This is a genomic window from Thiorhodococcus mannitoliphagus, from assembly GCF_010915725.1.
Lineage (GTDB): Bacteria > Pseudomonadota > Gammaproteobacteria > Chromatiales > Chromatiaceae > Thiorhodococcus > Thiorhodococcus mannitoliphagus.
This window is the reverse complement of sequence record NZ_JAAIJR010000099.1, coordinates 1-21,612: the sequence shown is the minus strand read 5'-3', so window position 1 is coordinate 21,612 and position 21,612 is coordinate 1. Positions and strand designations below refer to the sequence as shown.

Sequence of the window (21,612 nt, the reverse complement as noted above, 5' to 3'; positions counted from 1 at the left end):
TACCCCGGTACCGAGCTGCGCCTCGTGTTTGAGGCGATCCAGTCGCATTGAATTTGGCGCCAAGTCAGGAGTTCTGCATTGCGGGCGATGCCTCGGCCAGGCTCGCCGAACACCTGGGCAATGGCTTTGCGGGGCGGCGACTGCCGGCCATAGAGGCGCAGATGGGCGTTGAAATGAATGGCGAAGTCCACCGCCAGCCCGAGCGCCAGGGCCGAGAGCACGGCGACGGGCATGTCGTAGTCCTTGCCCAGCAGGCCCAGCAGGCCATAGACCAGCAGAATCGACAGGCTGAGCGGCAACATGGACAACAGGGACCACCAGAAGCAGCGATAGAGAAACAGCATCGCCAGATAGACGATCAGCAGGCTGCCGCCAAGCGCATAGAGCATGCCGCTGACCATGCGCTCCTGCCAGATGATGTTCAGATAGGCCAGGCCCGACCATTCCGCCCGCAGCGCGACCGGCGACGGATGGGCCGCCATCCAGCGCTCCAGCTCGGCGACGGCGGCGGCGACATCCTGGTTGTCGCCCTGGCGCAACTGCAGCAGCACCGTGGTCGCGCCATAGTCCGGGGTGATCATGTGCCACAGGCGGTTCAGGTCGTGCGAGCCCTGAAAGCTGACATAGGTCTCCATCACCTGGCGCGCGGTATCCGGTACGCGGTAGGCGGCGGCGTCGCCCTCGTGCAGCTCCTTGTTGACCTTCTTTATCAGCTGCACCACGCTGTGTCCGGTGCCGGACTGGGTCTCACTGAGCATCCGGTCCAGCCAGTCGAGCATCGCCGGCTGCTTCATGATCTGGTAGGGCCGCATGGCGTCCTCGACCAACCGATCCAACGCCAGCCAGCGCGCGCGGCTGTCATCGGGCGGCGCGTCGGCATCTTCCATCTCGAAGACGGGTTCTTGGGAGGGCGCGGTTTCCGCGGATGGATCCGCGCCGCTCATCTGCTGATCAATCCATTGCCGCATGGCGGTCAGCCGCTCCAGGGGCCGGATGCCGGCGACCGGCTGACTGCTCAGCCAGTCCGCCAGGGCCTCGCCTTCAGCCCCCAGCGCCGGCAGCTCGGCTGTCAGCCGCTCTTGCAGTGCCTGGAGCGCGCGCGCATCAGGCGGCGGGGTCAAGGTCAGATAGACCAGATAGCTGCCGCCGAAGCGCTCGTTGATCAGCCGGTCCGCCGCGCGGATGTCGTGGCTGGGCTCGAACCACTTAACCGGGTTGTCGTTGATTTGCAGCTTGGTGATGCCCAGCACGGCGCCGGCCGCGAGCAGCAGCGCCAGGACCACGATGGCGCGGGCCTCGCGCTCGGTTACGCCATGGATCGTCGCCAGACCGCGATCGAGCCAGCTCGGCGCGCGCGCCAGGGCCGCGTCCGCCGCGGCGGGTTGCGCCCGCCGTTTGGCGCCAAAACCCGCCAGCGCGCGCTCCGGGATCAAGCTGATAAAGGCCGGCAGAAAGGTCATGCTGAGCACCCAGGCCACCAGGATGCCCAGACCGGTAAAGAGCCCGAACGCCTGAATCGGCGGGATGGGCGCCCACAGCAGCGACAGGAACCCGGCGCTGCTGGTCAGGGAGGTGAACAGCATTGGCTGCCACAGATCGCGCATCACCCGCACCAGGGCGGCGCGGCGCTCGCCGCGGTAGCTGTCGAAGAACTGCGACAGGATATGCACCGCGTCGAGCACCGCGATGGGCATGATGAAGATCGGGATCATCGACGACATGATGTGCAGCGTGTTGCCGGTCGCGATGAACAGGCCCATGGTGATGATCACCGACAGGAGCGCCACCAACAGCGCTGCGGCGGTCAGGCGCAGATTGCGCACGAACGACCAGATCAGCGCCCCGATCAGCAGCATCGCGAGCGGCGCCGAGATAGCCATCTGAATGAACATCTCCACGCCAAAGGTATCTTCCGCCACCGGCAAGCCGGCGATGTGATAGGCCTCGGGGCCGTCGAGCGCGGCGACCTGGCGCTTGATCTCCTCGGCCACCCGCCAGGAATATTGCTTGCCCGCCAGCGGCACATAAAAGGCCAGCGCACGACCATCGGTCGAGATCATGGTCTCCCACAGGAAGGGGTTGTCCATCAGCCGCTGACGCACCCGCAAGGCGCCCGCCTGATCCGTCGGCGGCTGCGCCATCAGGCGCTCGAAGCGGATGGTCCCCGGCCCGCCTGGCTCGATGGCATCCACCTGCCCCGGCGTGAGCATGTCATGGGCCAGCACGCCGTCCAGACCGGCGATGTCGTCGGTGAGCGTCCGCAGGCGCGCCAGGGAATCCGGATTGAAGACGCCGTCCGGGTGCGCGTCGCGGGTGACCCCGACCACGATCATGTCGTGCAGCGCCATCAGGTCTTTGATGCGGTTGTGCTCCACCCGCACCGGCTCGTCCGCCGACAGCATGGACTCAGGATCGACATCGACCCGCACGAAGGGGAAGGCAGCCAGCAGCGCCACGGCCAAAAGCACCGTGATCAGGATGATCCGGCGCGGATGCGCGAGGGCAAACAAAACAGTGGATTCGAACATGGCGGGCGCGGCTGGTCTTGGCGGTCAGAATTGACGCGACCCAAGCTAGCGCAACCGCGGGGGAGGCGAAATTAGCCAAATGGCTAATTGCCCGCTCATGTCACTGGCGTCAAACTCCCGACCGGAGGGGTGATCGGCGAGCGCAGGCTCATTCCGTTGGCTCGCCACGGAACTTTGCTTTGGAGGATGGGTGCAACCCGCCTCCCGCGCCCGTCACGCCGCAATTGCCTGGGTGAAATCGGCATCATTTGCGGCGAATCCTGGATAGAGGCGACGGGATTCGCGCTGGATACGAAAAGCCTTGAACGCGTCCCAGAGGTCACTCAGGGCGATGCAGCGCATGTTGAGCATGGCACCTGCGCCAGACATCACCCAGCGCATCCCGGAGCCTTCCATGCGATCCTTGACGACGCATCGGCAAGCGCCTTCGATCACGCCGGAGGCAATCGGAAAGCCGTGCTCAAGATAGGTTGCGTCGTCCATCCGATGAGCATTGTTGTGGAAGTCGCCACAGATTTTTTCGAGCTGCTCAAGGCGTTTGCCGGTCAGTGCGTGGTGGGTCCCCAACCAACGCAGAGAGCGCAGCACGGTCTCAACTTGCCCGTGCAGGAGGCGCCCGGCCTGTTGTTGAACGAAGGCAACCGCCTCGGGTCCGCTCGGAGCCTTGGGGTAGAACACGCGGGCGGCATCCCACAGGTACCCCAGGGCGTGCATCAAGTCGAGCACTTCGGTGATCTCTTCGTCGCGTTGGGAGAGGGCCTCCCAGCCGGCGTTCCACAGCGACTCCTGCCCATCCATCAGTAGGACGATCGGTTTGTCTGCGCTCGGATTGCGCGCCTGGGCTTGTTCGGCGATCCAATTGAAGATGGTGGCCACTTGCTGAAATCGGCGGTGAGGCGTTCCTAGGGGAGTTCGACACGGTAGCCGGCGACACGCGGAAAGCGGATCTCCAGCGCCGTGCGCTCGGGGAGCACGGCCTTGACCTGGATGGTCTCGCGCGGCGGTTGGGGCGGGGTAATCAGCGGCTTGGCGGTGAAGTCGAAGGGGATGCCGAGCACGTCGGCGTATTCGACGTTGAACAGCCCCTCTTCGTTGAGATCGTAGGATTGGCGGCGCAGCGCGCGACCGATGACCTGCTCGCACAGCAGTTGTGTGCCAAAGGCGCGCACGCCGAGCACATGGGTCACGGTGTTGGCGTCCCAGCCCTCGGTGAGCATCGACACCGACAGCACGCAGCGGATGGATTCGCCCAGGGTGCCGGGCTTGCCGACGGTGTTCATGACCTCGCGCAAGAGGGTCGTGTCGTCGATCTCCTTGCCGGCGCGCAGCTCATTGGCGAGCGTGCCGCCGCGCTCCAGGGCTTCGCGCTTGAAGCGCTCGATCTCGTCGCTGGCCAGCGCGCGGAAGTTCTTGTCCAGCCCCTCGCCGGATTCGAGCTGCTGGCTGTCGATCAGCAGGGTTTTGGGGCGCGGCACGGGGTTGTCGTGCTCGTCGTAATTGCGGAACAGCTCCAGGCGGCCGTTGACGACGTTCGACGAGCCGTCGTCGTTGGTGCGGACGAATCCGGAGAGCTCCAGACGTTCGCGGCGCTTGAAGGCGTGATAGTTGGTGATGACGATCTTGGCCTTGTGCAGATCCTCCAGCATGTCGCTGGGGACCAGCTCGCGGCTTTGGTAGTAACTGTCCGGGTCGTTGGGCATGAGCACCCGCAGACGGTCACGGATGGTGATGCCGGGGGCCACGATCAGGAAGCCTCGGGTGAACCGCTGGCTGTTGGGCTTACGCACGGCATTGATGGTCTGCCAGGCGATGAGCATGGCCATCACGGTGGTCTTGCCTGCGCCGGTGGCGAGCTTCAGGGCGAGACGCAGCAGCCCAGGGTTGGCCTCCGTGCTGGCGTTGTCCAGATGGTCGAGAAAGCGCTGGCCAGCCTTGCCGATCTGCGGTGCGACTTCGGTCAGCCAGATGGGGGTTTCAACGGCCTCCACCTGGCAGAAGAAGGGGCGGATGCCGGCGAAGGGGTGATGGCGCCAGTGCTGAAGGAGGCGCGCGGTCTCTGGCGTGACCCGTCAATATGGTTTGGGTCTGGATCTTGGCGCCAGCGATCCACCTCCAGACGCACGGCGTTGATGATGGCGGTGTGGTCATAGCCTTGCTGCTCGCCGCTGAGTCCCAGCCCCTCGTCGAACAGTAGCGATTCCTGTTTGCCCGCACCCTTTTGCTTCTTCGGCTTGGGGATGGGGGTAATGAACTCAGCGTGGCGCCGGGTTTCGAGGATCCTCTGGGTGGGTTGGCCGCTGTCGTCTAGTTCCCAATGGCGGGATGGATAGGCGTAGGGAGAGTTGATGATCGGCCGGTCGAAGAAGGGGTTGCTCACGCTGCTCGTCCTGAGTGTTCGGTGACGCACAAGGCTAGGATGTTTGCACGGACATGACAATCCGATGGCTGACTTGGTCGAGGCAGGCGAGAAGCTCTGCTGTACGGCGCCGAGCATCCTAGGTCCAGGCACCAGCCGACCCAAAGGCTGTCCCGAGCAGCATCGCAGGAGCAAAGGGTCACCCTTTAGCTGCGCTGACGATGGAGATGGCGTGGCTGTCGAGCGGTTGGAGGGGGGAGGGCCGTCAGCCCCTTGTGGTGCGCTTCGGGTGCATCGGACAGCACTGTCGGACACGCAGGGGTGGCCACGAAAGCACGCTGAAAAAAGTGTTTCAGGGAGGCCGGTGTCCCGGTCTGGCTGAGGTCTTAGGTGTCGCTGGTGTTCGATGACACGGGGCTGATTGCAATCGCCGGAATCTGTGATTGCCGTGGAAGGAACCCATCCACCGAGTCCAGCGTGAAGAACGAATGTTGCAGCCTTGCCAGGTCTCGCGGCTGATCTATGCGGCTGGCGGGGCGCGGTTTAAATGCTTCATTCGTGATCATTTAAGCCGCGTCCGCCACGATGCTCTCCAGTCAATGCAAGCCTGCTCGATGACTCGACAACAGGCATGCGATCACGAACTGGACCTTATTCCTTTGGTGCCGCCATCTGCTTGGCGTCGCCCTCATCGATCGGATAGTCGCCGGTCAGCTCTGCGCCCTGAGACTCGATGACCTTCTCGGTCGCTTCCTGGGCCTGCGCATTGGGGGTTGGTGCCTTGATCTGGGCGTCGTCCTGCTCGACGGCGTAATCGCCGGTCAGCTCGGCACCCTGGGACTCGATGACCTTCTCGGTCGTCTCCTGTGCCTTCGCATTGGGGTCGGGCGCCTTCATCTGGGCGCCCTGGCCGACGTTCATCGGCTCGTCGCCGGAGACGAAGGGGGTGGCCGGCTGCTCGGCGGCAACGGCGCCAGCGAGCGAAAAAGCCAGGGCCGCGACGGAACTGGTAACAATGTGCTTGATAGTCATGTGGAGATTCTCCTTAGGGCTGGAACAGATTGGTTGGAACGGATTCGGCCAGGCTCCGATTAATGCTCCTGAATCATTGGCATGATATTCAGTGACCGCGTCGGCCTGGGTCGAACGCACCAGGGCCATTTCTTGGAAAATGCGCGATTTGCCTTCCATGCTCCCTCGATGGAACGGGATTGCTCCCGTGAGCATCCGTGGGAGCTGGCCGGTGAATCATAGCAGGACATACCCTTGGGTGCGCGCATGGCGTTACGACTCCAAGGGGTCAGGTCTCGCATTGTAGCGCGGTGCTGGATGCGCTCTTGATTGTCTCTTGCCAAGCTCATCCCGCACCAGAATCGAGTTCGCGGACGCGTCTTAATCACATCACCTCGCACGCTGATCGGTGAGGGTCGATCTACGAAGACGAGCCGGACCGAGAGGTGTTCTTTGAGGTGCCCGAGCGGTTCAATTTCGTGCTCCATCGGGGGCGCGCGGGGCCTGTCGTGGCAGCGGATGATTGGCCATGGGGCGGCTACCAAGTGCTTGTGCTGAGCCTCGGCGAGCCTTGGGAGGTGACTAGAAGCCTTGAGGGCGCAAAATGCTTGCAGATGAGTCAAATTTCGATGAAGCGCCCCACCATCCAAGTCCAAGGCCGTCGGAATCGGAATCGGAATCGGAATCGAGCCGACGATAGCGATCCCGATTCCGATACCGATACCGATGGCATGGCTCGTGGGTCTGAGGCGAAGCCTCGCTAGAAATCGACCTCGGGGAGACGTCTATTCGACCATTCGGCTTGGTATCCGGGCTCGCGGAAATCGCCTAACGCTTGGTCTTTTTGGGCAACCGAAGGCGGGGCCTCGATCAGGTCGTTCGGCGGGCGGCTCGCGAAGGCGAGCAGATGACGGGCGAACTGGTCGTTGCGCAGCGCGAGGGAGGCTTGCAGTGCCGCGATCGCGGCGTCTCGATTTTCGGCGGCGAGCGCGACCATGGCTTGCAGGAGGAGCCGCGCTGCGCTCTGCTCGGTGTCGAGCAGCAGGCCGTGTTCCATGCCGCAGCGCCGGCACGTGGGGGCGCCGGTGCCGCGGGCGGAGCAGTTGGGGCAGCGCTCCATCAGGTCTCCAGGTAGTAGATGAGGTCCGAGAGGGCGCTCTTGGCTTCTTCGATGGCCCCGGTATCGCCGGCTTCGAGTGCGTCTCTGAGGCTCTCGGTCATGTCGACCAAGTCTTCCTTGTCCTCCGCGCTTGCGGTGTCCATCAACCGCTCGGCCTTTTCGATCAGGGCCTTGGCCTGGACCGAGCCGCGGTGTTCTGCGGTGACGTCGCGCGCCTCGCCCTCGATCAGGGTGGACAGGCGCTCGCGGGCGGCGTCCAGTTCCTGGCTCTCGAAGCGCGAGGTGGCGTTGTCGATGGTGATGCGCTGCTCGAGCCCGGTGCTCTTCTCGCGGGCGGTGACCTGGAGGATGCCGTTCAGGTCCAGCGAGAAGGTCGTGAGGATGATGTTGCCGGCCTCGACGTCGCGGAGTCCTTCGATCCGGAAGGAGCCGATTTCGGTGTTGTTGAGGGCATCCGGGTCTTCACCCTGGTAGACCTTGATGTCGATGATCTGCTGACCGTCGTAGAGCGTCTCGAAGGCCTCCGTCTTGGTGACCGGGATGGGCGTGTTCTTGCGGATCAGCGGGACATAGGTGTAGGGGTAGGGCTCGCCGTTGAGGATGCTCATGGCGCTGGTGCCGAAGGTGTAGGGGGTGATGTCGACCAAGACGGCGGAGACCTTCTCTCCCGCGACTACGGCGGCTTGGATGGCCGCGCCGGCCGCGACGCAGAGGTCGGGATCCACCTCGGATCTCGGCTGCATGCCCAAGGTTTCCTCGAGCCGCTGCTGGACCAAGGGGGTACGGGTCGCGCCGCCGACGAGCAAGACTTCGTCGATGTCCGAGACGGCGAGCGAGGCACCTTTGAGGGCGATGTGGACGGCCTCGAGGGTTTCGTCGATGTAGTCCGAGATCATGTCCTCGTAGACCTCGCGGTCGATCTCCAGCGAGAGGTTGACCGGACTGCCGTCCTGCTCGAGCAAATACTCTTCCTCGATGCGCGCGTAGGGGGCGTCGCTCAAGGCGATCTTCGCCGTCTCGCAGGCACGGACGATGCGGGCCATGGCGGTGCGCGCCTCGCTCGGGTCGATGCCCTTGGTCTCTTTCAGGTGCTCGACGACGTGATTCACCAGCTTGGCGTCGAAATCGTCGCCGCCCAGCTGGTTGTTGCCATGACTGGCCAGCACCTCGGTGACATCCTGGCTCAGGCGCACCACGGAGACGTCGAAGGTGCCGCCGCCGAGGTCGTAGACCAGGATGGTCTTGGCGGTCGTGTGGTCGGCCTCGTAGGCGAGGGCGGCCGCCGTGGGCTCATTGATGATGCGCACGACCTCCAGCCCAGCGAGCTGCCCGGCGTCGCGGGTCGCCTGGCGTTGGGCGTCGGAGAAGTAGGCCGGCACCGTGATGACCGCCTTGGCGACGGCTTCGCCCAAGTGGTCCTCGGCCGCGCGCTTGAGGCGTTGCAGGATGAGGGCCGAGATCTCCTGCGGCCGGTAGCGCTGTTCGCCCATGTCGAGCGAGACGTCCTCGCCCATGCGCCGCTTCACCGAGCGGATGGTGCGCTCCGGATAGAGGACGTATTGATTGCGTGCCGCCTTTCCCACCAGCAGGCTGGCGTCGTCGGCGAGGCCGACGACCGAGGGGAGGATCTTGGCGCCGTCCACCTCAATGATGTGCGGTCGGCCGTTCTGGACGACGGCGACTTCGGAATTGGTGGTGCCGAGGTCGATGCCGATGATGATGTCGCTCAATGTCTTGATTCCCGGGGTAAGGGTTCGTGAAGGTGCGCTAGGTGTTCAGGCGCGGCTTCTCGTGCCGCGTTGCGGCTCTGGCGCGGTTGACGATGACCTCGGCCGGGCGCAGCAGGGCGTCTTGGTGGAGGAAACCTTTGCGTAGCTCCTCGACCACCTGGCCCGCGGGGATATCGGGATCCGCAGCGACCCCAGTGGCGTGCATGCTGTGAGGGTCGAATGGACGGCCGACGACCGTCAGGGGCTTCACCCCACGACGCGCAAGGCTTTCGTCCAGTCGGCGCAGATTCATCGCCATGCCCTCCGCCATGGAGGCGACGAAGGGCTTGGCCTTGCGCCGCCCGAGCAAGCCGGGTCGAAAACGGCTGGCCTGGAGGTGTCCGGCTTCGAGGCGATCGCGCACCTCGAGCAGCTCGAGCAGCAGCTCCTTTTGGCTATGCTGGTCGGCGGTGTGCTCGGCGGAGCGCCTCCGTGCGCGCTCCTCGTCCAGGCGTTCTTGCTGGTCGCGCAGCATGTCGAACAGGCCGCGGAATTCGTCCAGCGCCGTCTTGACCTGGCGAGACTCCAGCTTGACCTCGTTCTTGAGTGCCGAGAGTTCCGCGAGCAGTGTGAAGAGGTCCGGGGCCGACGCTGCGTCCGCGTCGGCTGTGTCCGCCTCGCAGGCCTCGTCGAGATAGGCGCGGAAGCGCGCCGCGAGCTGATCCCTGACGCTCTCGTCCAATATTTCGTCCATCAGTCGTCTCCGCGCAGCAGGGCTTCGACTAGCGCGCGCGCGGGCCGTCGTGGCTCACCGACAGGCGCTGCGCGGTCGAGCAGATCGGCAAGCTCGGGCGGTGCGGTCTGGAAGAGTTCATGCGCCACCCGGTCACGGTTGGTGCGCAATTGCTCGTAGGCGGTGCGCAGGGCCTGGAAGCGCACGGCGTCACGCTCGGGCGGACAGGCCTTGATGGCGCTCAGGTAGGCCGCTTCGACGGCCAGGTCGTCGGCATCCTCGGGAATCCCGAGCAGCAAGTAAGGATCTCTCATTAGAATGGGTCCGTCTGGATGGGTGGATCCTCGTCGTCGGGCTTTTTCCTCGGCTTGGGCTTGCCACCTTTCGGCGGTGGGCTGGGCGGGAGGGGCAGAAACCCGTCGAGTGGGCCTGCGGACAGCATCTCGTTAAACATGATATCGAACAGCTCGATCACGGCATCTTCGCCTTGCTCTTGCGCGAGCTTGCGCAGGTCCTTGCGCAGGTTCTTCGGCATTTGGAAAGCGTCCATCGCCGCTTCCAGTCCGACGTCCTCGATCATTTCGAGGAAAGGCTCCAGCGGGCTCTCGCCGCGCCCTGACATCGGCTCGGGGTCGAAGTCGAAAGGCGGCAGGTCAAAGGGACTCGGACCGCGGCCGAAGGGGCCGACGTTGCGGTCGATCAGGCCTTGGATACGGAGGGCCGTGCGGGTATCCCCGTCCCCACGCGCCCGGTCCAGCGCCCACTCGAGAGTCATGAGGTCTTTGTTGAAGGGGTCGTGACAGCCGTTCGGATACTTGGCCTCGAAGGCGTGCAGTTCGAAAATGGGTGCGCCGCGCCAGCGTTTGAGGGCCGCTCTGGCCGCTTTTGAGCGAACCTGATGCAGGCCGGCACGCCGCAGCGTCTCGCACGCGGATTCAATGTCCTGGCGCTCGAGCTGTGCCCAGTGTCCTTTTGCCATTGGGGGATTGATCGCGCTCTCGACCCGCTTGGAGATCTTGCCGCCACGGTCGAGAAAACGCCTCAGGCGCCCGAGGGCCGCAAGCAGGTCAGCCTTGTCGGCAACGCGGGCGGACTTCAACTTTAGCGCCTTGAGCAATGAGGAGGGCACATGCCCCACTGAATCCGCCGCCAGGGCCATGGCAATCTGCGCGTCCAGTCCCTTGCCGAGTCGCTCGACGATCTGCCCGAGTTCGGCCATTCCGGCATCGGCGTCGGTGCTGAGACGGTTGAGTCCGCAGGCGATGTCCAGCTGCTCCAGGGCGTGCTCGCTGCGCGCCCACTCGCGCGCCGCGCCCAGCTCCTTGGTCGCAAGATCGGAGCGCCGCTGGAGCATCTGCTTGCTGGCATGGGCGAGATGGGCGTTGACGAGCGCGTCGCGCACGCCGCTGTTGATCGGGTCGATCTCGAGGATGCGGCGCGCGATGGTGCTGGCCTTCTTGAAAGCACCGGAGTCGATGGCCACCTCCATGCTCGTTTGGAGCACGCCCATGTCATCCGGCCAGCGCTCGCTTGCGGCGGCCAGGATGCGGCGCGCGTCCTTGGTCCGGCCGCGCCCGCGGTAGAAGGCGATGAGCCTCAGGTAGGTGCGGCGATCCTCGGGGTCCCAATCCAGACTCTCCTCGACCTGTTTGAGCGCCATCTGCTCGACATCGCTGGGCGCCCTTTCCGCGTCGGGCTCGGCGGAGAGAATGTCGGTGACCTGATCGGTACGGCGCAGCGCCAATGCAACGCGCAGCTTGTCGACTGGACCGGCTGCTTGCTTCTTGGCCAAGTGCTTGAGTTCGTCGGCGAGATCTGACCAGCTATCGGCGATATGCCACGAATTCTCGATCTCTTCGGCGGCCCAACAGGCGATCAGCCAACGCTCGAACGGGGTCAAGCGCGGAGCGCCGAGCGTCTTGAGCCAGTCCAACCGCGTCGGGTAGTGCGGGAAGAGGAGCCGCAGTGTCTTCTGTCTGGTCCATGCCTCGCCGAGTTGGCCCCGATGCTTGTACATGACGCTCAGGAGGGTATCGGGCTTGGGGTGGGGACCGAGGTGCCTCAGCTCATCGAGCAGGGCGATCCGCTCGTCCGACCAGCCCTTGAGGGTGCAGGCCAGGCGCATGCGACTGCCGCTCAAGCGCAGGGCCTGTTCCAGAAAGGTCGATTCCGGGAGGAGCGCGAGTTCCGCGGCCTGCTTGAGCGGCGCGAAGCCGGAGTCGGAGCCGATGCGTCCAAGCGTCTTTTCCGCCTCGATGGGGCTGCTCGGCAGGAGCTGAAGCGCCTTGAGGATCTGGGCGAGATCTCGGTAGGGTGAGCGGAATGGGATCTCGCTCAGCGCCGCACGCAGCGCCGCGTCGTCGCCCGCGCAATAGGCGTCGAGTGCGGCGGATGCCGTCGGCGCTTGGCGCCTGATGGGATCGTCGGCGGGCAGTCGCTCGGTCAGGGCGGCGCCCTGTGTCAGCGCCAAGGCGGCAATCGCGGAGCGCAAACGATTCTGGTCCTCTGGGGCCATGTCACTCGATCTGGCGAGCTGCTCCAAGGCGGACTCCAAGCGTCCGGCGCGCATCATCATCAGCATGTGGTCGACCGAGACGGATACCTCTGTGCCCAGAGCGGCGCGGTTGTCCCACATGACCATGGCTTCTTTGTGCATGCCCTTGGCGGTGAGTTCGCGTGCGCGTCCCGCATAGGCGTCAGCCAGCCCCTGTTGCCACTCGGGGCGGGATTCCACCTTGACCAGCTGCTTGAAGTCGGCGATGGCGTCGCGGAAGCGGTTGGCGTCGAGATTCTGCCTGGCCTGCACTGCCAGCGCTTCCGGAGAGAGCTGAGAGGGCTTGCGGTTGGTGCTCGCTGCGCGTCGCTTCTGCTTCTTCGCCATAGGTTGCTCTTGGTCGTGGTCGGTCGACACGAAAGAAAACACCGCCGGGTGTGGCGGTGTCGGATTCGGACTCAAAAGTATACTCCAGCTGTCATCGGTCGATAAACGGCCTCATGGCGGCGGGTCGCTCCGGCCGGAGGGTTCGTCCTTCGGCGCCATGGCGCTGTGCTGAGCACTGAGCGCGCTGAGACAGGCCGGGCAGAGGCAGCGCGAGTAGTCGGCTTGGATCGCGGAAAGGGCCTGTGGATGGATCCTGATGGGCGCGCAATCGCAGTGCTCGATATCATCCGGCGTGCAGCGCAGCGGTGCGCCGCAACGGGGGCATTGGTCTTCACACTCTGGCATGGGGCTATTGTCGTCTCCTTGATGGTCCGGCATTGCGGCGGGTGCCTTAGGATGGGGCGTCCGCAGGGTCTGGGCGTCGAGACAAGCCCAAGCCTCACTCTTGAGTATAGGGGCTGTTTGGAAATTCTCTCGTGAGACTTCGCGGGAGCGGCGCCCGGCCGCGACGACCCCGTCTCAGGGGCGCGCTTCCAGACGCCAGAGGTTTGCAGACAGCTCCAATTAGGCTCGAGGACGATGTCTTGCGGAAGCATGCCAATTGCCGCAAGACAGCCGCATGGCTTAGGCTGGACCACTCGACCTTGCCCAGATGCGCGGCCGTTCGGAATCAGCTGGAGATGCCCCCATTGTCTTGTCGGCAATCAATTCCCCTACCACCTCGAATGTCCTGATGGAGCCGACAGGGCATATCGCCCTCGTGCTGGTCGCCTGCGTCTTGGACTGGCTGCTCGGCGATCCGGTCTATCGCCTGCATCCCATTCGCCTCATAGGTGCCTGGAGTTTGCGCGCCGAGCGTTTGCTCTTTCGCCGCGGCTGGAGCGGCCGTGGCGGCGGCATCCTGCACTGGGCGCTGGTCGTTGGTGTCGCCTTGGCGGGCTGGCTCGGCGTGCGCTTCGCGCTTGGCTGGATGCACCCTTGGATGGCGTGGGTCTGGGACGTCTACATCGCCTACAGTCTGCTGTGTATGCGCGATCTGCTCCTGCACGGTGAGCGGGTTCTGGCTGCGCTGGATGACCTGCCCAAGGCGCGTGCTCAGGTGGGCATGCTGGTGGCGCGGGACACCGACCGGCTCGACGCTGGCGGGGTGGTGCGCGCGACCATCGAGAGTCTGTCCGAGAATCTGACCGATGGCGTGCTCACGCCGCTCTGGGCGCTCTGCCTCTTCGGCCTGCCTGGCCTCATTCTCGTTAAGGCCGTCTCCAACCTCGACTCCATGGTCGGCTACAAGAACGCGCGTTATGCCCGCTTTGGCTGGGCAGCCGCGCGCTCGGACGATGTCATTCACTGGATTCCGGCCAGGTTGTCTGTCCCTTTGATTGCGCTCGCTGCGATTCCGCTCCGCCTGCATCCGCTCTTGGCGCTGCGGGCCGCCTGGGATGATCACGCCATGCTGCCGAGCCCCAACTCGGGCTGGAGCGAGGCGGCCTGTGCCGGTGCGCTGCGGGTGCGCCTGATTGGCCCCATCTACAGTGAAGGCGTCTTGGTGACCCAGTGCTATATGGGCCATCCGGACTGGCCAGCCGACCTTGATGGCGGTCATCTGCGTCGGGCGCTGCGGTTGATCGGGCTTGCCGGCGTCTTGGCCTTGGTGGCGGGGCTCGGACTTGCCATTGGGGTCGGGTAGCGCTCCCATGAATGACCAGGGTTTTTGCAGGATGGACCGCGCGCTCGCTTGTCCAGCCTGCAAGTGCAACCGCTTGTCTATGCCAGGAAGATCCGCTCCAGCGCGCCGCGGGAGACATTGCCCGCTTTGTCCTCGGCCTCGATGAAATAGCGCAGATCCCCCAGCCCCACGGGCAGGTCCGCTGTCAGGTACTGGGCCGTGACCTTTGCGCCTGTGTTGCAGGGATAGGGGCCGCGGTCCGTCATCGCCATGCGCTGCTCGCCGTTCGCGGTGCGCAGGTGCAGCGTCACGCGCTCCAGCCCGGAGAGGTCGTAGACGAAGCTATGCACCCGGCCCTCGCGTGGGGCGTCTTCCAGGCAGCCTTGGCCCCATTGCTTGCCGCCGGGATTCTCAGGCGTGACCCAGGGCGGGAAGATGGTCGGGCCGGTGCGGTCGGCGCCGTTGCCAGCGAGACGCTCCAGCTCCGCGCCGGCGATCGACCAGGCGCGATTGGCCGCGTTGGTCACCTGCTGATCCCAGACGGTTTGACCCGTCCAGTACCAGTAGTCGCTCGCCTCGGCCGTGAGTAGCAGGCGCGTCAGCTCGCCCAGCATGGGGTGATCCGGCTCGGCGTCCTCCAGCGTGTGCACGGCGTTCTGCAGCGCGGTCAGCACGGCCCAGGAGTTGAGGTCGGGCGAGTAGGGCTCGCGGTAGCGGCTGAACCACTTCATGAACTGGGGGTCGCCATTGTCGGCGCCGCTCCAGGAGCCGGCCTCGACGTGGACCGCCTGCTCCGGATCGGGCGGAAAGCGCTGGAGGTAGTCGGCGATGCCGATCAGCTCGAAGCGCGGGTCCTGGTGCAGCCACTCGATCATGCGTGCCGTGTTGTCGCGGTAGTAGCTCTCGGCACCGCCGCCGTGGTTGTCGCCGTCCGAGTGCAGCAGCAGGAAGGGCGGGTGCTTGGGGTCGAAGCCGCCGTGGTCGAGCAGGTGTCGGTAGAGCTGTTCGAAGACGTCCGGATACTGCAGCGCGCCAAAACCGCCGCGCGCGTCTTCGTTGCCGATGTAGCGCTCGGCCGGGATGCCGATGATCTTGTGGGTGACGCCGTCCGGATCCCTATAGGCCAGGTACTCGGGCTTAAGCAGGCTGGGCGCGATCTCCGAGCCGGTCCAGACGTTGTGCAGCCGCAGCCAGTCGCTGACCGGCGGGTTGACCTGGTCGGCCGGATTGGGCGGGAGCATGCCCTCGCTCATGCCGCCATAGGGGTAGTCCTTGCAGGCGCGGTAGCGGTGGATGGAGTCGTAGAGCACCGCCTGGATGCCGGCCTGCTTGAGTGCGGGGATGATGCGCGGGTGGAAGGCCGTCTCGGGTGGGAAGAGGATGTCGGATGCCGGTGCGCCAAAGGTCTCGGGGATCAGCTCGCGATGGAGCTGAATCTGTCGGACGATGTCGCGCTCCGGGATGAGCGGCATCAGCGGGTGGTGGAAGCCGAAGGCGCTGAGATCCAGGCGCGGGTTGCCCAGGGTCGTCTTCAGTTGGGCGACGGCGCGGACCTCGCGCGTCCAATCGCCGAAGCGCCCGCCGCAGCGCCCTTGTTCGGCGCAGCGGTCGAGTTGTTCGATCAGGGAGCCGCTCCAACTGCAGGTGAGGCCGCCGTGGGGCAGCTCGGCGTCTGCGTACTGGCGGATGGCTGCCGCGACGAAGTCGACATAGGGACCGCCGCGCGAGCCGAAGATGCCGTCCTTCTCGCCGTCCCAGTAGTTGGGATCCACCGCATCATAGTAGGGCTGATGCATGTGCTTGTGGATGCCGAAGTAGAGCTTGGGCTGGTCGCCGCCCTGCACGCGGGGGACGGCGGGGCGCGGCGCCCGCTCGAGCGTGACACTGCGGAAGGTCTTGATCCAGTCCGCGCCGCCGGCCTGATGGATCTCGGCTTTGCGGCAGCCTTCGATCTGGACTTGGACCTCGCCTGGGCCGAGGAGACCGGGCGGGGCCTCGGCTTGATAGCTGTGCGCGCCATCGGGCTTGGTGGCGGTCAGGCTGATCCGATCGCCTTGGATCAGCTGCTCGCGGCCGTACTGACGCAGGATGATCTGGGGGAAGGGGATGACGCCGTCGGCGGTTAGCGCGATGGTGAAGCCCGGACTCTGGTTGTTGGACGCGCAGACCAAGCGCTCGGGGATCTCGATCGATATGAAGCGGGAAAAGACGTCTGATGTCGGCATGGGACCGATCCTCACGCGGTGGCTGTATGGCGATAGCCTAACGCTCATGCCGTGATTTCGGCACCCCGGAGCCTGGAAGAGACGCCGCAGCCGTCTGCGAACGCGTCGCGGCGGGGCGCCGCTCCCACCGAATCGAGCAGGATGATGGCCGTGTTGGGATTCACCCGCCCTGGCCATGGATCTCAGCGGGCTAGAGACCCTTGGCGTCGAGCGCTTGTCCCCAGGTGCCGTGAGCGGATCTGTGGATAAGCTGTGTCATTCTGCGGTAACCATCTGCTCGCATTGAGAAAACCCTGTTCTGGTCATTATTTGATCAGCTTGCAGCCAAGGCGATCGAATAGGGGCCGAGCAGAGGCCGCTGCGGTCAGGTAACCGCCGGTGTTTGATGCAGAAAGCTGTCGTCCGTCAGTTGGCGGAGCACGAAGTCCGCGACGTCGGCGCGCGCGATGCGACCGGACTTGAGGGTCGGGTCGACGCCAAAGCGATAGGCGCTGGTGCGGGGGCCGTCGGTGAGTCCGCCGGGACGCACGATGACCCAGTCGAGCCCGCTCGCCATGACCAGCTGCTCCTGCTCCGCCTTGGCTTCGAGGACTGTCTTCAGCATGAGGTCCATCACCAGTCTAAACGGCCAGGCAATCTGCGCGCGACTGTCGCCGACGCCGAGGGAACTCACCACCACCAATCGGCGCACGCCGGCGGCTTGCATCGCGGCTAGGATGCGCTCGGTGCCGCGCGCCTCGATTGGCTCCTGTCGACCATGCGAGCCGAGCACGCAGATGACCGCATCCGCCCCTTCGACGGACTTGGCGACGGCCGCTGGATCGAGCACATCCCCGCCGATCTGTGTCAGCCCGTCGTGGGGCTGGAGCTTGTTGGGATCACGCGCGAGGGCCGTGATGGTATGACCCTGCTCCAGTGCCTGGGCCAGAACCTGCCGGCCGGTGCCGCCGGTCGCGCCGAAGAGGGCAATGTGCATGCTGTTGTCTCCTGATCGTCGTTTACCCAAGCAGTGGCTGGAAGGTAAGGGCGGCTCGGCCGGAAGGCGAGGGGGGTTAGCCTGCGGCGAGATTCCGATACCAGCCCACCTGCGCGATGCAGAGCTGCGCTTGAAAAGCCCGTCCGATGGCGACCAGGCCGAGTTGCGTCAGCTGGCCCGCATCCAGTGGCGCGCTCAGCCGGTTGGGCGCGAAACGCTCGAAGGGCACCCGGATCTCCTGCCAGTCCTGCCCAGCGACGAAGGTTGCGCGATAAGCTTGCCAGGGCAGGGCGCAGTCCCGGCTCTTGAGATGCAGGTTGTAGTGCTCCCCATTGCCGCGGACGGTCAGTCGCACCCCAGCGAACTCGGATGCGTCCAAGGGGGCGCCCTTGCGGGTCAGCTCCAGATTGACTTGCAGGAAGCCGCCGTTCTGCTCCAGCCGCACCTCGCCCTCGACACAGAGCGCCCGGCGTCCGTCCAGGGTGTCGAACGCCATGCGCGCCTCGGAGACACCACCCATGACGGTATCCGTCACCAACCGCCAGCGCGTCCCCAGGCGCGATCGCCCGTCGGCATCGCGAAAATCATCGATCAGTCCGTCCGCGGAGGGAAGGCTGGACGCGCTCATCGATCGCCTCCGGCCTGACGGATGGTCGGTGTCAGCTCGACCGTCGACTGATCGTTGCCGATCCAGACCTGGCCGCCGTCGAGTGTGCACTGCAGGTCCATGCTGCGCGCCACCAGCGCGGTCAACGCCTGGACCTCGGCGGCGTCGAGATCCAGCACCCGCAGGTTGCGCAGCCGTGCGAGATTGGCGCTGTTCTGGGTCCACCATAGCGCCGCTGACCGGCCCGCATAGGTGACCACCACCACCTCCCGAGCGCGTCCGCAGGCCTGACGCAGGCGCCGCTCGTCCGGCTGACCCAGCTCGATCCAGCGCTCGATCTCCCCGCTCAGGCTGTGCTGCCAGAGATCCGGCTCCTCGTCGGTGGAGAGCCCTTTGGTGAGGCTCAGCTGCGGGTCGGCGAAGATACAAAAGGCTAAGAGCCGCACCATCATCCGCGCGTCCGTCTCAGAGGGATGGCGGGCGAGGGTGAGCGTGTGGCTTTCATAGTAGTGCCGGTCCAGGTCGCTGATCTGGACCTGGGCTTTGAAGACGGTTGCCTTGAGGGCCATGGGGTGTCCTGATGCCGATGCATGAGCAGCTGAGGGAAGGAGAGGGCGTCCATATTAACCCTGAAGTCGGGGCGATCGGGTCGTGCCGCCATCGTCCGCAGTCACCGGCCCCGAGCTTTGGTCGGTGCGACTCAAGCCACACCCGCTGCCCTCCGCTAGGATGCGCGGCCTTGGCTCTCCCGCCACGCGTGCCAGAGCTTGCGGATGGGGGTGATGGAGATGCGTTGGTCGAGCACATCGAAACGACTCTCTTCCAGCTCGCGAAGCAGGATGTCGCGCAGGCGCCGATGGATGCGGAGCGTCACCGGCTGAGGGTGCGGTGCCCTGTCGATGGCGGCGGCGATCGGCGCGATGTGCTCGGCGGCCTGCGCGAGCAGTTTAGGCAGGGCGGCACGCCCCTCAGTCGTGCGCAGGCTTTCCGGGACCAGGCCCGCGATGGCGAGCTGGTTCAACGGCAGGATGCCCAGGCGACCCCGACGCAGCAGCCAGCCGGCGTCTCTCAGGCGCTCCACCAAGGCGCAATAGGTGCCAATCCGTCTCGCGGCCTCCAGATCGAGTGCGTCTGACTGACCGAAGCAGCGGGCGGTGAGTTCGGCGACGGCGCCGAGATCTCGAGCCGCGCTGCCGATCCAGGCCGCATCGTTCTCGGGAAAGCGACGCGCCAAGACGTCAGCGCGCACATCGATGACCTCGAGGAAGGGCTCGAGCGGGAGACTGGCGCTTGCGATGACGGGAGCGAGCCGCTGGGCGAGGGGATGGCGTGCTTCACCCCTGTGCGCGCGCTCGATCTCAGCGCGCCACCACTCCAGCTTGGCCGCCGCGACGCCAGGATCCGAGACTTCGTCCAGCACTGCGTCGATCTGTTGTCGCCAGCCGAAGACTGCTGCGATGTCGGCGCGCAGCGGGGCGGGCGCGAAGCGAATGCTGTAGTAGCGCGTCGAGCCAGGCGCGGTCGCTGCGTTGGGGAAGCCCCAGGCGGATGCCCCCTCGGTGTCCGCCATCAGTCGCCGGCTTCCGGCAGCCAGTCGAGGACATCCAGCGGGTGGTCCACCAGACCGTGCGCGCCCCAGGTGTTGGCGTCGTCATCCTCGCCGAGATAGCCGAAGCATGCCGCCAGGGTGCCCATGCCGGCCGCGAGTCCGGCGCGGATGTCGCGCTCGGCGTCGCCGAGATACCAGCAGCGTGCCGGCGCGACGGCGATCAGCTCGCAGGCGTGGAACATGGGATCCGGGTGCGGCTTGGGTCGGGCGGTGGTATCGCCACAGACGATGCAGGCGGCGCGGTCGCGGAAGCCGATCTGCTCCATCAGCGGCAGGGTGAGATAGGTCGGCTTGTTGGTCACGATGCCCCAGGGCAGGCCGCGCGCTTCCAGGGCGTCGACCAGCGCTGCGATGCCGGGAAAGGGGGCGGTTTCTCGAACCAGCGCGGCGGCGTAGATGTCGAGATACTCGCGGCGCAGCGGCTCGAACGCCGCGTCCTGTGGCTCCAGGCCGAAGCCGATCTTGAGGATGCCGCGCGCGCCATAGGAGCAGAAGGGGCGCACCTGCTCGAAAGCCAGTGCGGCACGGCCGCGGGCCTCGAGCATCCTGTCGAGGGCCGCAGCCATATCAGGTGCGGTGTCCGCGAAGGTGCCGTCCAGGTCGAAGAGGACGGCACCGTCTCTCAACGGCGCGGTGTCAGCCATGAGTATCGCGCACGCAGGTGACCAGGTAATTCACGTCCAGGTTGTGAGGGTCGAGCTTATAGACTTGGGTGAGCGGGTTGTAGGTCATGCCGACCATGTCGATGGTGCGAATGCTGGTCGGTCGGATCCAGGCGTCCAGCTCAGAGGGGCGGATGAAGCGCGAGTAGTCATGCGTGCCGCGGGGCAGCATGCCCATGACGTACTCGGCCCCGACGACGGCGAGGAGATAGGACTTGGGGTTACGGTTCAGCGTCGAGAAAAACACCTTGCCGCCGGGACGGACCAGTCTTGCACAGGCGTCGATGACCGAGCCCGGGCTGGGGACGTGCTCCAGCATCTCCATGCAGGTGACGACATCGAAGCTGTCTGGCTGCTCGAGCGCGAGGGTTTCGACCGGCACCCGGCGGTACTCGACCTCCACGCCCGTCTCTAGGGTATGCAGCTCGGCGACGCGCAGCGGCATGTCGCCCATGTCGATGCCCGTAACTTGGGCACCGCGCAGCGCCATGCTCTCGGAGAGGATGCCGCCGCCGCAACCCACGTCCAGGATGCGTTTACCGGACAGCCCGCCGACGCCGCGATCGACATAGTCGAGCCGAAGCGGGTTGATGTCGTGCAGCGTCTTGAACTCGCTGTGCGGGTCCCACCAACGGGAGGCGAGTTCCTCGAACTTGCTGATCTCGGCGCGGTCGACGTTGTAGGTTTGCTCGGTCATGTTCAGGGTCCGAAAAGGCTTGTGAGTTCGGGAGCGGTCGGTCGCTCCTGGCGCTCAGATGGTTGCGAATGCGGCAATTCTAAACGACCAGGCGCCGAAAGGATCGCCCCGAGCGCCGAGATCAGGGCAGAGGAGAAAGGGGCGTCACAAAGTGGTCTGGGCGAGATCTCGTCCGCCAGGCGTTCGCGTCATCGGGCCCGCGGACGGCGAGGCCCGTCAGGCGCTCTCTCGTTCGAGGTCCGAGAACATCCTACGCATGACAAGGGTTGCCGTCGGATGGGCAAAGCGCGGCCTGTCCATCTTTTCGGCTGAAGGGATCCCCGACGGCGCCGTCAACCCAAGCCGTCGAGCGGGCTCAGCACGCCTTGCCCGCCGCGATTCAGCACATGCGTATAGATCATGGTCGTCGAAACGTCCGCATGCCCAAGCAGTTCCTGAACCCTGTGGATGTCATAGCCGCTCTCGATGAGATGGGTTGCGAAGGAATGACGAAGACAATGGCAATTGACCTTCTTCGTAATGCCAGCGAGCGGTGCCGCGCGTTTCACGGCCTTCTGCAGCCCATTCTCATGCACGTGATGTCGGCGCGTCTTGCCGCTCCGGGGGTCAACCGATAGCCTGCCGCTCGGAAAGAGGTACTGCCAGATCCATTCCCTCGGTGCATTCGGCCATTTCCGGGCCAAGGCATCGGGGAGCTATTGTCAAATCTGGTGTATGCCAGCTGAGGGTGCCTTGGATCAGGCGGCGTCCCGTTGCTCCTCCGGTGGGTCGTCCGTTACCGGCATTCCATCTTCGTAGCGTGTTCCCGCCAGCAGATCCTTGAGCTTCTCCG

17 protein-coding genes and 2 pseudogenes are annotated in these 21,612 nt (G+C 65.3%); 1 reads left to right on the top strand and 18 read right to left on the bottom strand.

What is annotated here, in order from left to right; translation table 11 throughout:
- The 10 genes and pseudogenes from G3480_RS19285 to G3480_RS19240 form a co-directional block, all read right to left on the bottom strand.
- On the bottom strand, window positions 1-2,528 hold a 2,528-nt coding region (locus G3480_RS19285; protein ID WP_164655517.1), incomplete at its 3' end, for an efflux RND transporter permease subunit.
- A gap of 213 nt (window positions 2,529-2,741) precedes the next feature.
- The gene (locus tag G3480_RS19280) at window positions 2,742-3,404 is read right to left on the bottom strand and encodes a hypothetical protein (protein ID WP_164655516.1); all 663 of its coding nucleotides are present in this window, start codon (window positions 3,402-3,404) and stop codon (window positions 2,742-2,744) included.
- Between the two features lie 140 nt (window positions 3,405-3,544).
- Window positions 3,545-4,905: pseudogene (locus tag G3480_RS28550) on the bottom strand (DEAD/DEAH box helicase family protein); the annotation flags it as partial.
- Between the two features lie 630 nt (window positions 4,906-5,535).
- On the bottom strand, window positions 5,536-5,916 hold the full coding sequence (locus G3480_RS19270; protein WP_164655515.1) for a hypothetical protein: 381 nt from the start codon (window positions 5,914-5,916) through the stop codon (window positions 5,536-5,538).
- A 739-nt stretch (window positions 5,917-6,655) separates the two neighbouring features.
- Window positions 6,656-7,015, bottom strand: a complete 360-nt coding sequence (locus G3480_RS19265) for a hypothetical protein (RefSeq protein WP_164655514.1) — start codon at window positions 7,013-7,015, stop codon at window positions 6,656-6,658.
- On the bottom strand, window positions 7,015-8,745 hold the full coding sequence (locus G3480_RS19260; RefSeq protein ID WP_164655513.1) for an Hsp70 family protein: 1,731 nt from the start codon (window positions 8,743-8,745) through the stop codon (window positions 7,015-7,017). The genes G3480_RS19265 and G3480_RS19260 overlap by 1 nt, the downstream gene beginning before the upstream one ends.
- Window positions 8,746-8,782: 37 nt before the next feature.
- Window positions 8,783-9,478 carry a nucleotide exchange factor GrpE gene (gene grpE, locus G3480_RS19255; protein ID WP_240905924.1) on the bottom strand — a complete coding sequence of 232 codons (696 nt, stop codon included), beginning with the start codon at window positions 9,476-9,478 and terminating at the stop codon, window positions 8,783-8,785.
- On the bottom strand, window positions 9,478-9,771 hold the full coding sequence (locus G3480_RS19250) for a J domain-containing protein (RefSeq protein ID WP_164655512.1): 294 nt from the start codon (window positions 9,769-9,771) through the stop codon (window positions 9,478-9,480). Before G3480_RS19250 ends, grpE begins: the two co-directional genes overlap by 1 nt.
- Window positions 9,771-12,338 (bottom strand): tetratricopeptide repeat protein, encoded by a 2,568-nt coding sequence (locus G3480_RS19245; RefSeq protein WP_164655511.1) that lies wholly within the window; start codon window positions 12,336-12,338, stop codon window positions 9,771-9,773. Before G3480_RS19245 ends, G3480_RS19250 begins: the two co-directional genes overlap by 1 nt.
- Before the next feature lie 111 nt (window positions 12,339-12,449).
- Window positions 12,450-12,683 (bottom strand): cysteine-rich CWC family protein, encoded by a 234-nt coding sequence (locus tag G3480_RS19240; protein ID WP_164655510.1) that lies wholly within the window; start codon window positions 12,681-12,683, stop codon window positions 12,450-12,452.
- A gap of 388 nt (window positions 12,684-13,071) precedes the next feature.
- On the opposite strand from G3480_RS19240, the gene cbiB reads away from it, so the two are divergent.
- Complete coding sequence (gene cbiB / locus G3480_RS19235; protein ID WP_164655509.1) at window positions 13,072-14,025, top strand: adenosylcobinamide-phosphate synthase CbiB; 954 nt, start codon at window positions 13,072-13,074, stop codon at window positions 14,023-14,025.
- A gap of 77 nt (window positions 14,026-14,102) precedes the next feature.
- Here cbiB and G3480_RS19230 read toward each other — a convergent pair whose 3' ends face one another.
- The 8 genes and pseudogenes from G3480_RS19230 to G3480_RS19195 all read right to left on the bottom strand — a co-directional run.
- Window positions 14,103-16,229: a polysaccharide deacetylase family protein gene (locus tag G3480_RS19230; RefSeq protein WP_164655508.1), complete on the bottom strand. Its 2,127-nt coding sequence runs from the start codon at window positions 16,227-16,229 to the stop codon at window positions 14,103-14,105.
- 364 nt (window positions 16,230-16,593) lie between these two features.
- On the bottom strand, window positions 16,594-17,205 hold the full coding sequence (locus tag G3480_RS19225) for an NAD(P)-dependent oxidoreductase (RefSeq protein ID WP_164655507.1): 612 nt from the start codon (window positions 17,203-17,205) through the stop codon (window positions 16,594-16,596).
- Between the two features lie 76 nt (window positions 17,206-17,281).
- Window positions 17,282-17,833: a CIA30 family protein gene (locus G3480_RS19220; protein ID WP_164655506.1), complete on the bottom strand. Its 552-nt coding sequence runs from the start codon at window positions 17,831-17,833 to the stop codon at window positions 17,282-17,284.
- Entirely contained in the window at window positions 17,830-18,381 is a 552-nt protein-coding gene (locus tag G3480_RS19215; RefSeq protein ID WP_164655505.1) for a YaeQ family protein, read from the bottom strand. The genes G3480_RS19220 and G3480_RS19215 overlap by 4 nt, the downstream gene beginning before the upstream one ends.
- Before the next feature lie 155 nt (window positions 18,382-18,536).
- A complete protein-coding gene (locus G3480_RS19210) occupies window positions 18,537-19,382 on the bottom strand; it encodes a squalene/phytoene synthase family protein (RefSeq protein WP_164655504.1) in 846 nt (281 codons plus the stop codon).
- A complete protein-coding gene (locus G3480_RS19205; protein WP_164655503.1) occupies window positions 19,382-20,065 on the bottom strand; it encodes an HAD family hydrolase in 684 nt (227 codons plus the stop codon). The genes G3480_RS19210 and G3480_RS19205 overlap by 1 nt, the downstream gene beginning before the upstream one ends.
- Entirely contained in the window at window positions 20,058-20,780 is a 723-nt protein-coding gene (gene ubiG, locus G3480_RS19200; protein WP_164655502.1) for a bifunctional 2-polyprenyl-6-hydroxyphenol methylase/3-demethylubiquinol 3-O-methyltransferase UbiG, read from the bottom strand. The genes G3480_RS19205 and ubiG overlap by 8 nt, the downstream gene beginning before the upstream one ends.
- A 332-nt stretch (window positions 20,781-21,112) precedes the next feature.
- A pseudogene (locus G3480_RS19195) lies at window positions 21,113-21,475 on the bottom strand (tyrosine-type recombinase/integrase); the annotation flags it as partial.
- Window positions 21,476-21,612: the final 137 nt, after the last annotated feature.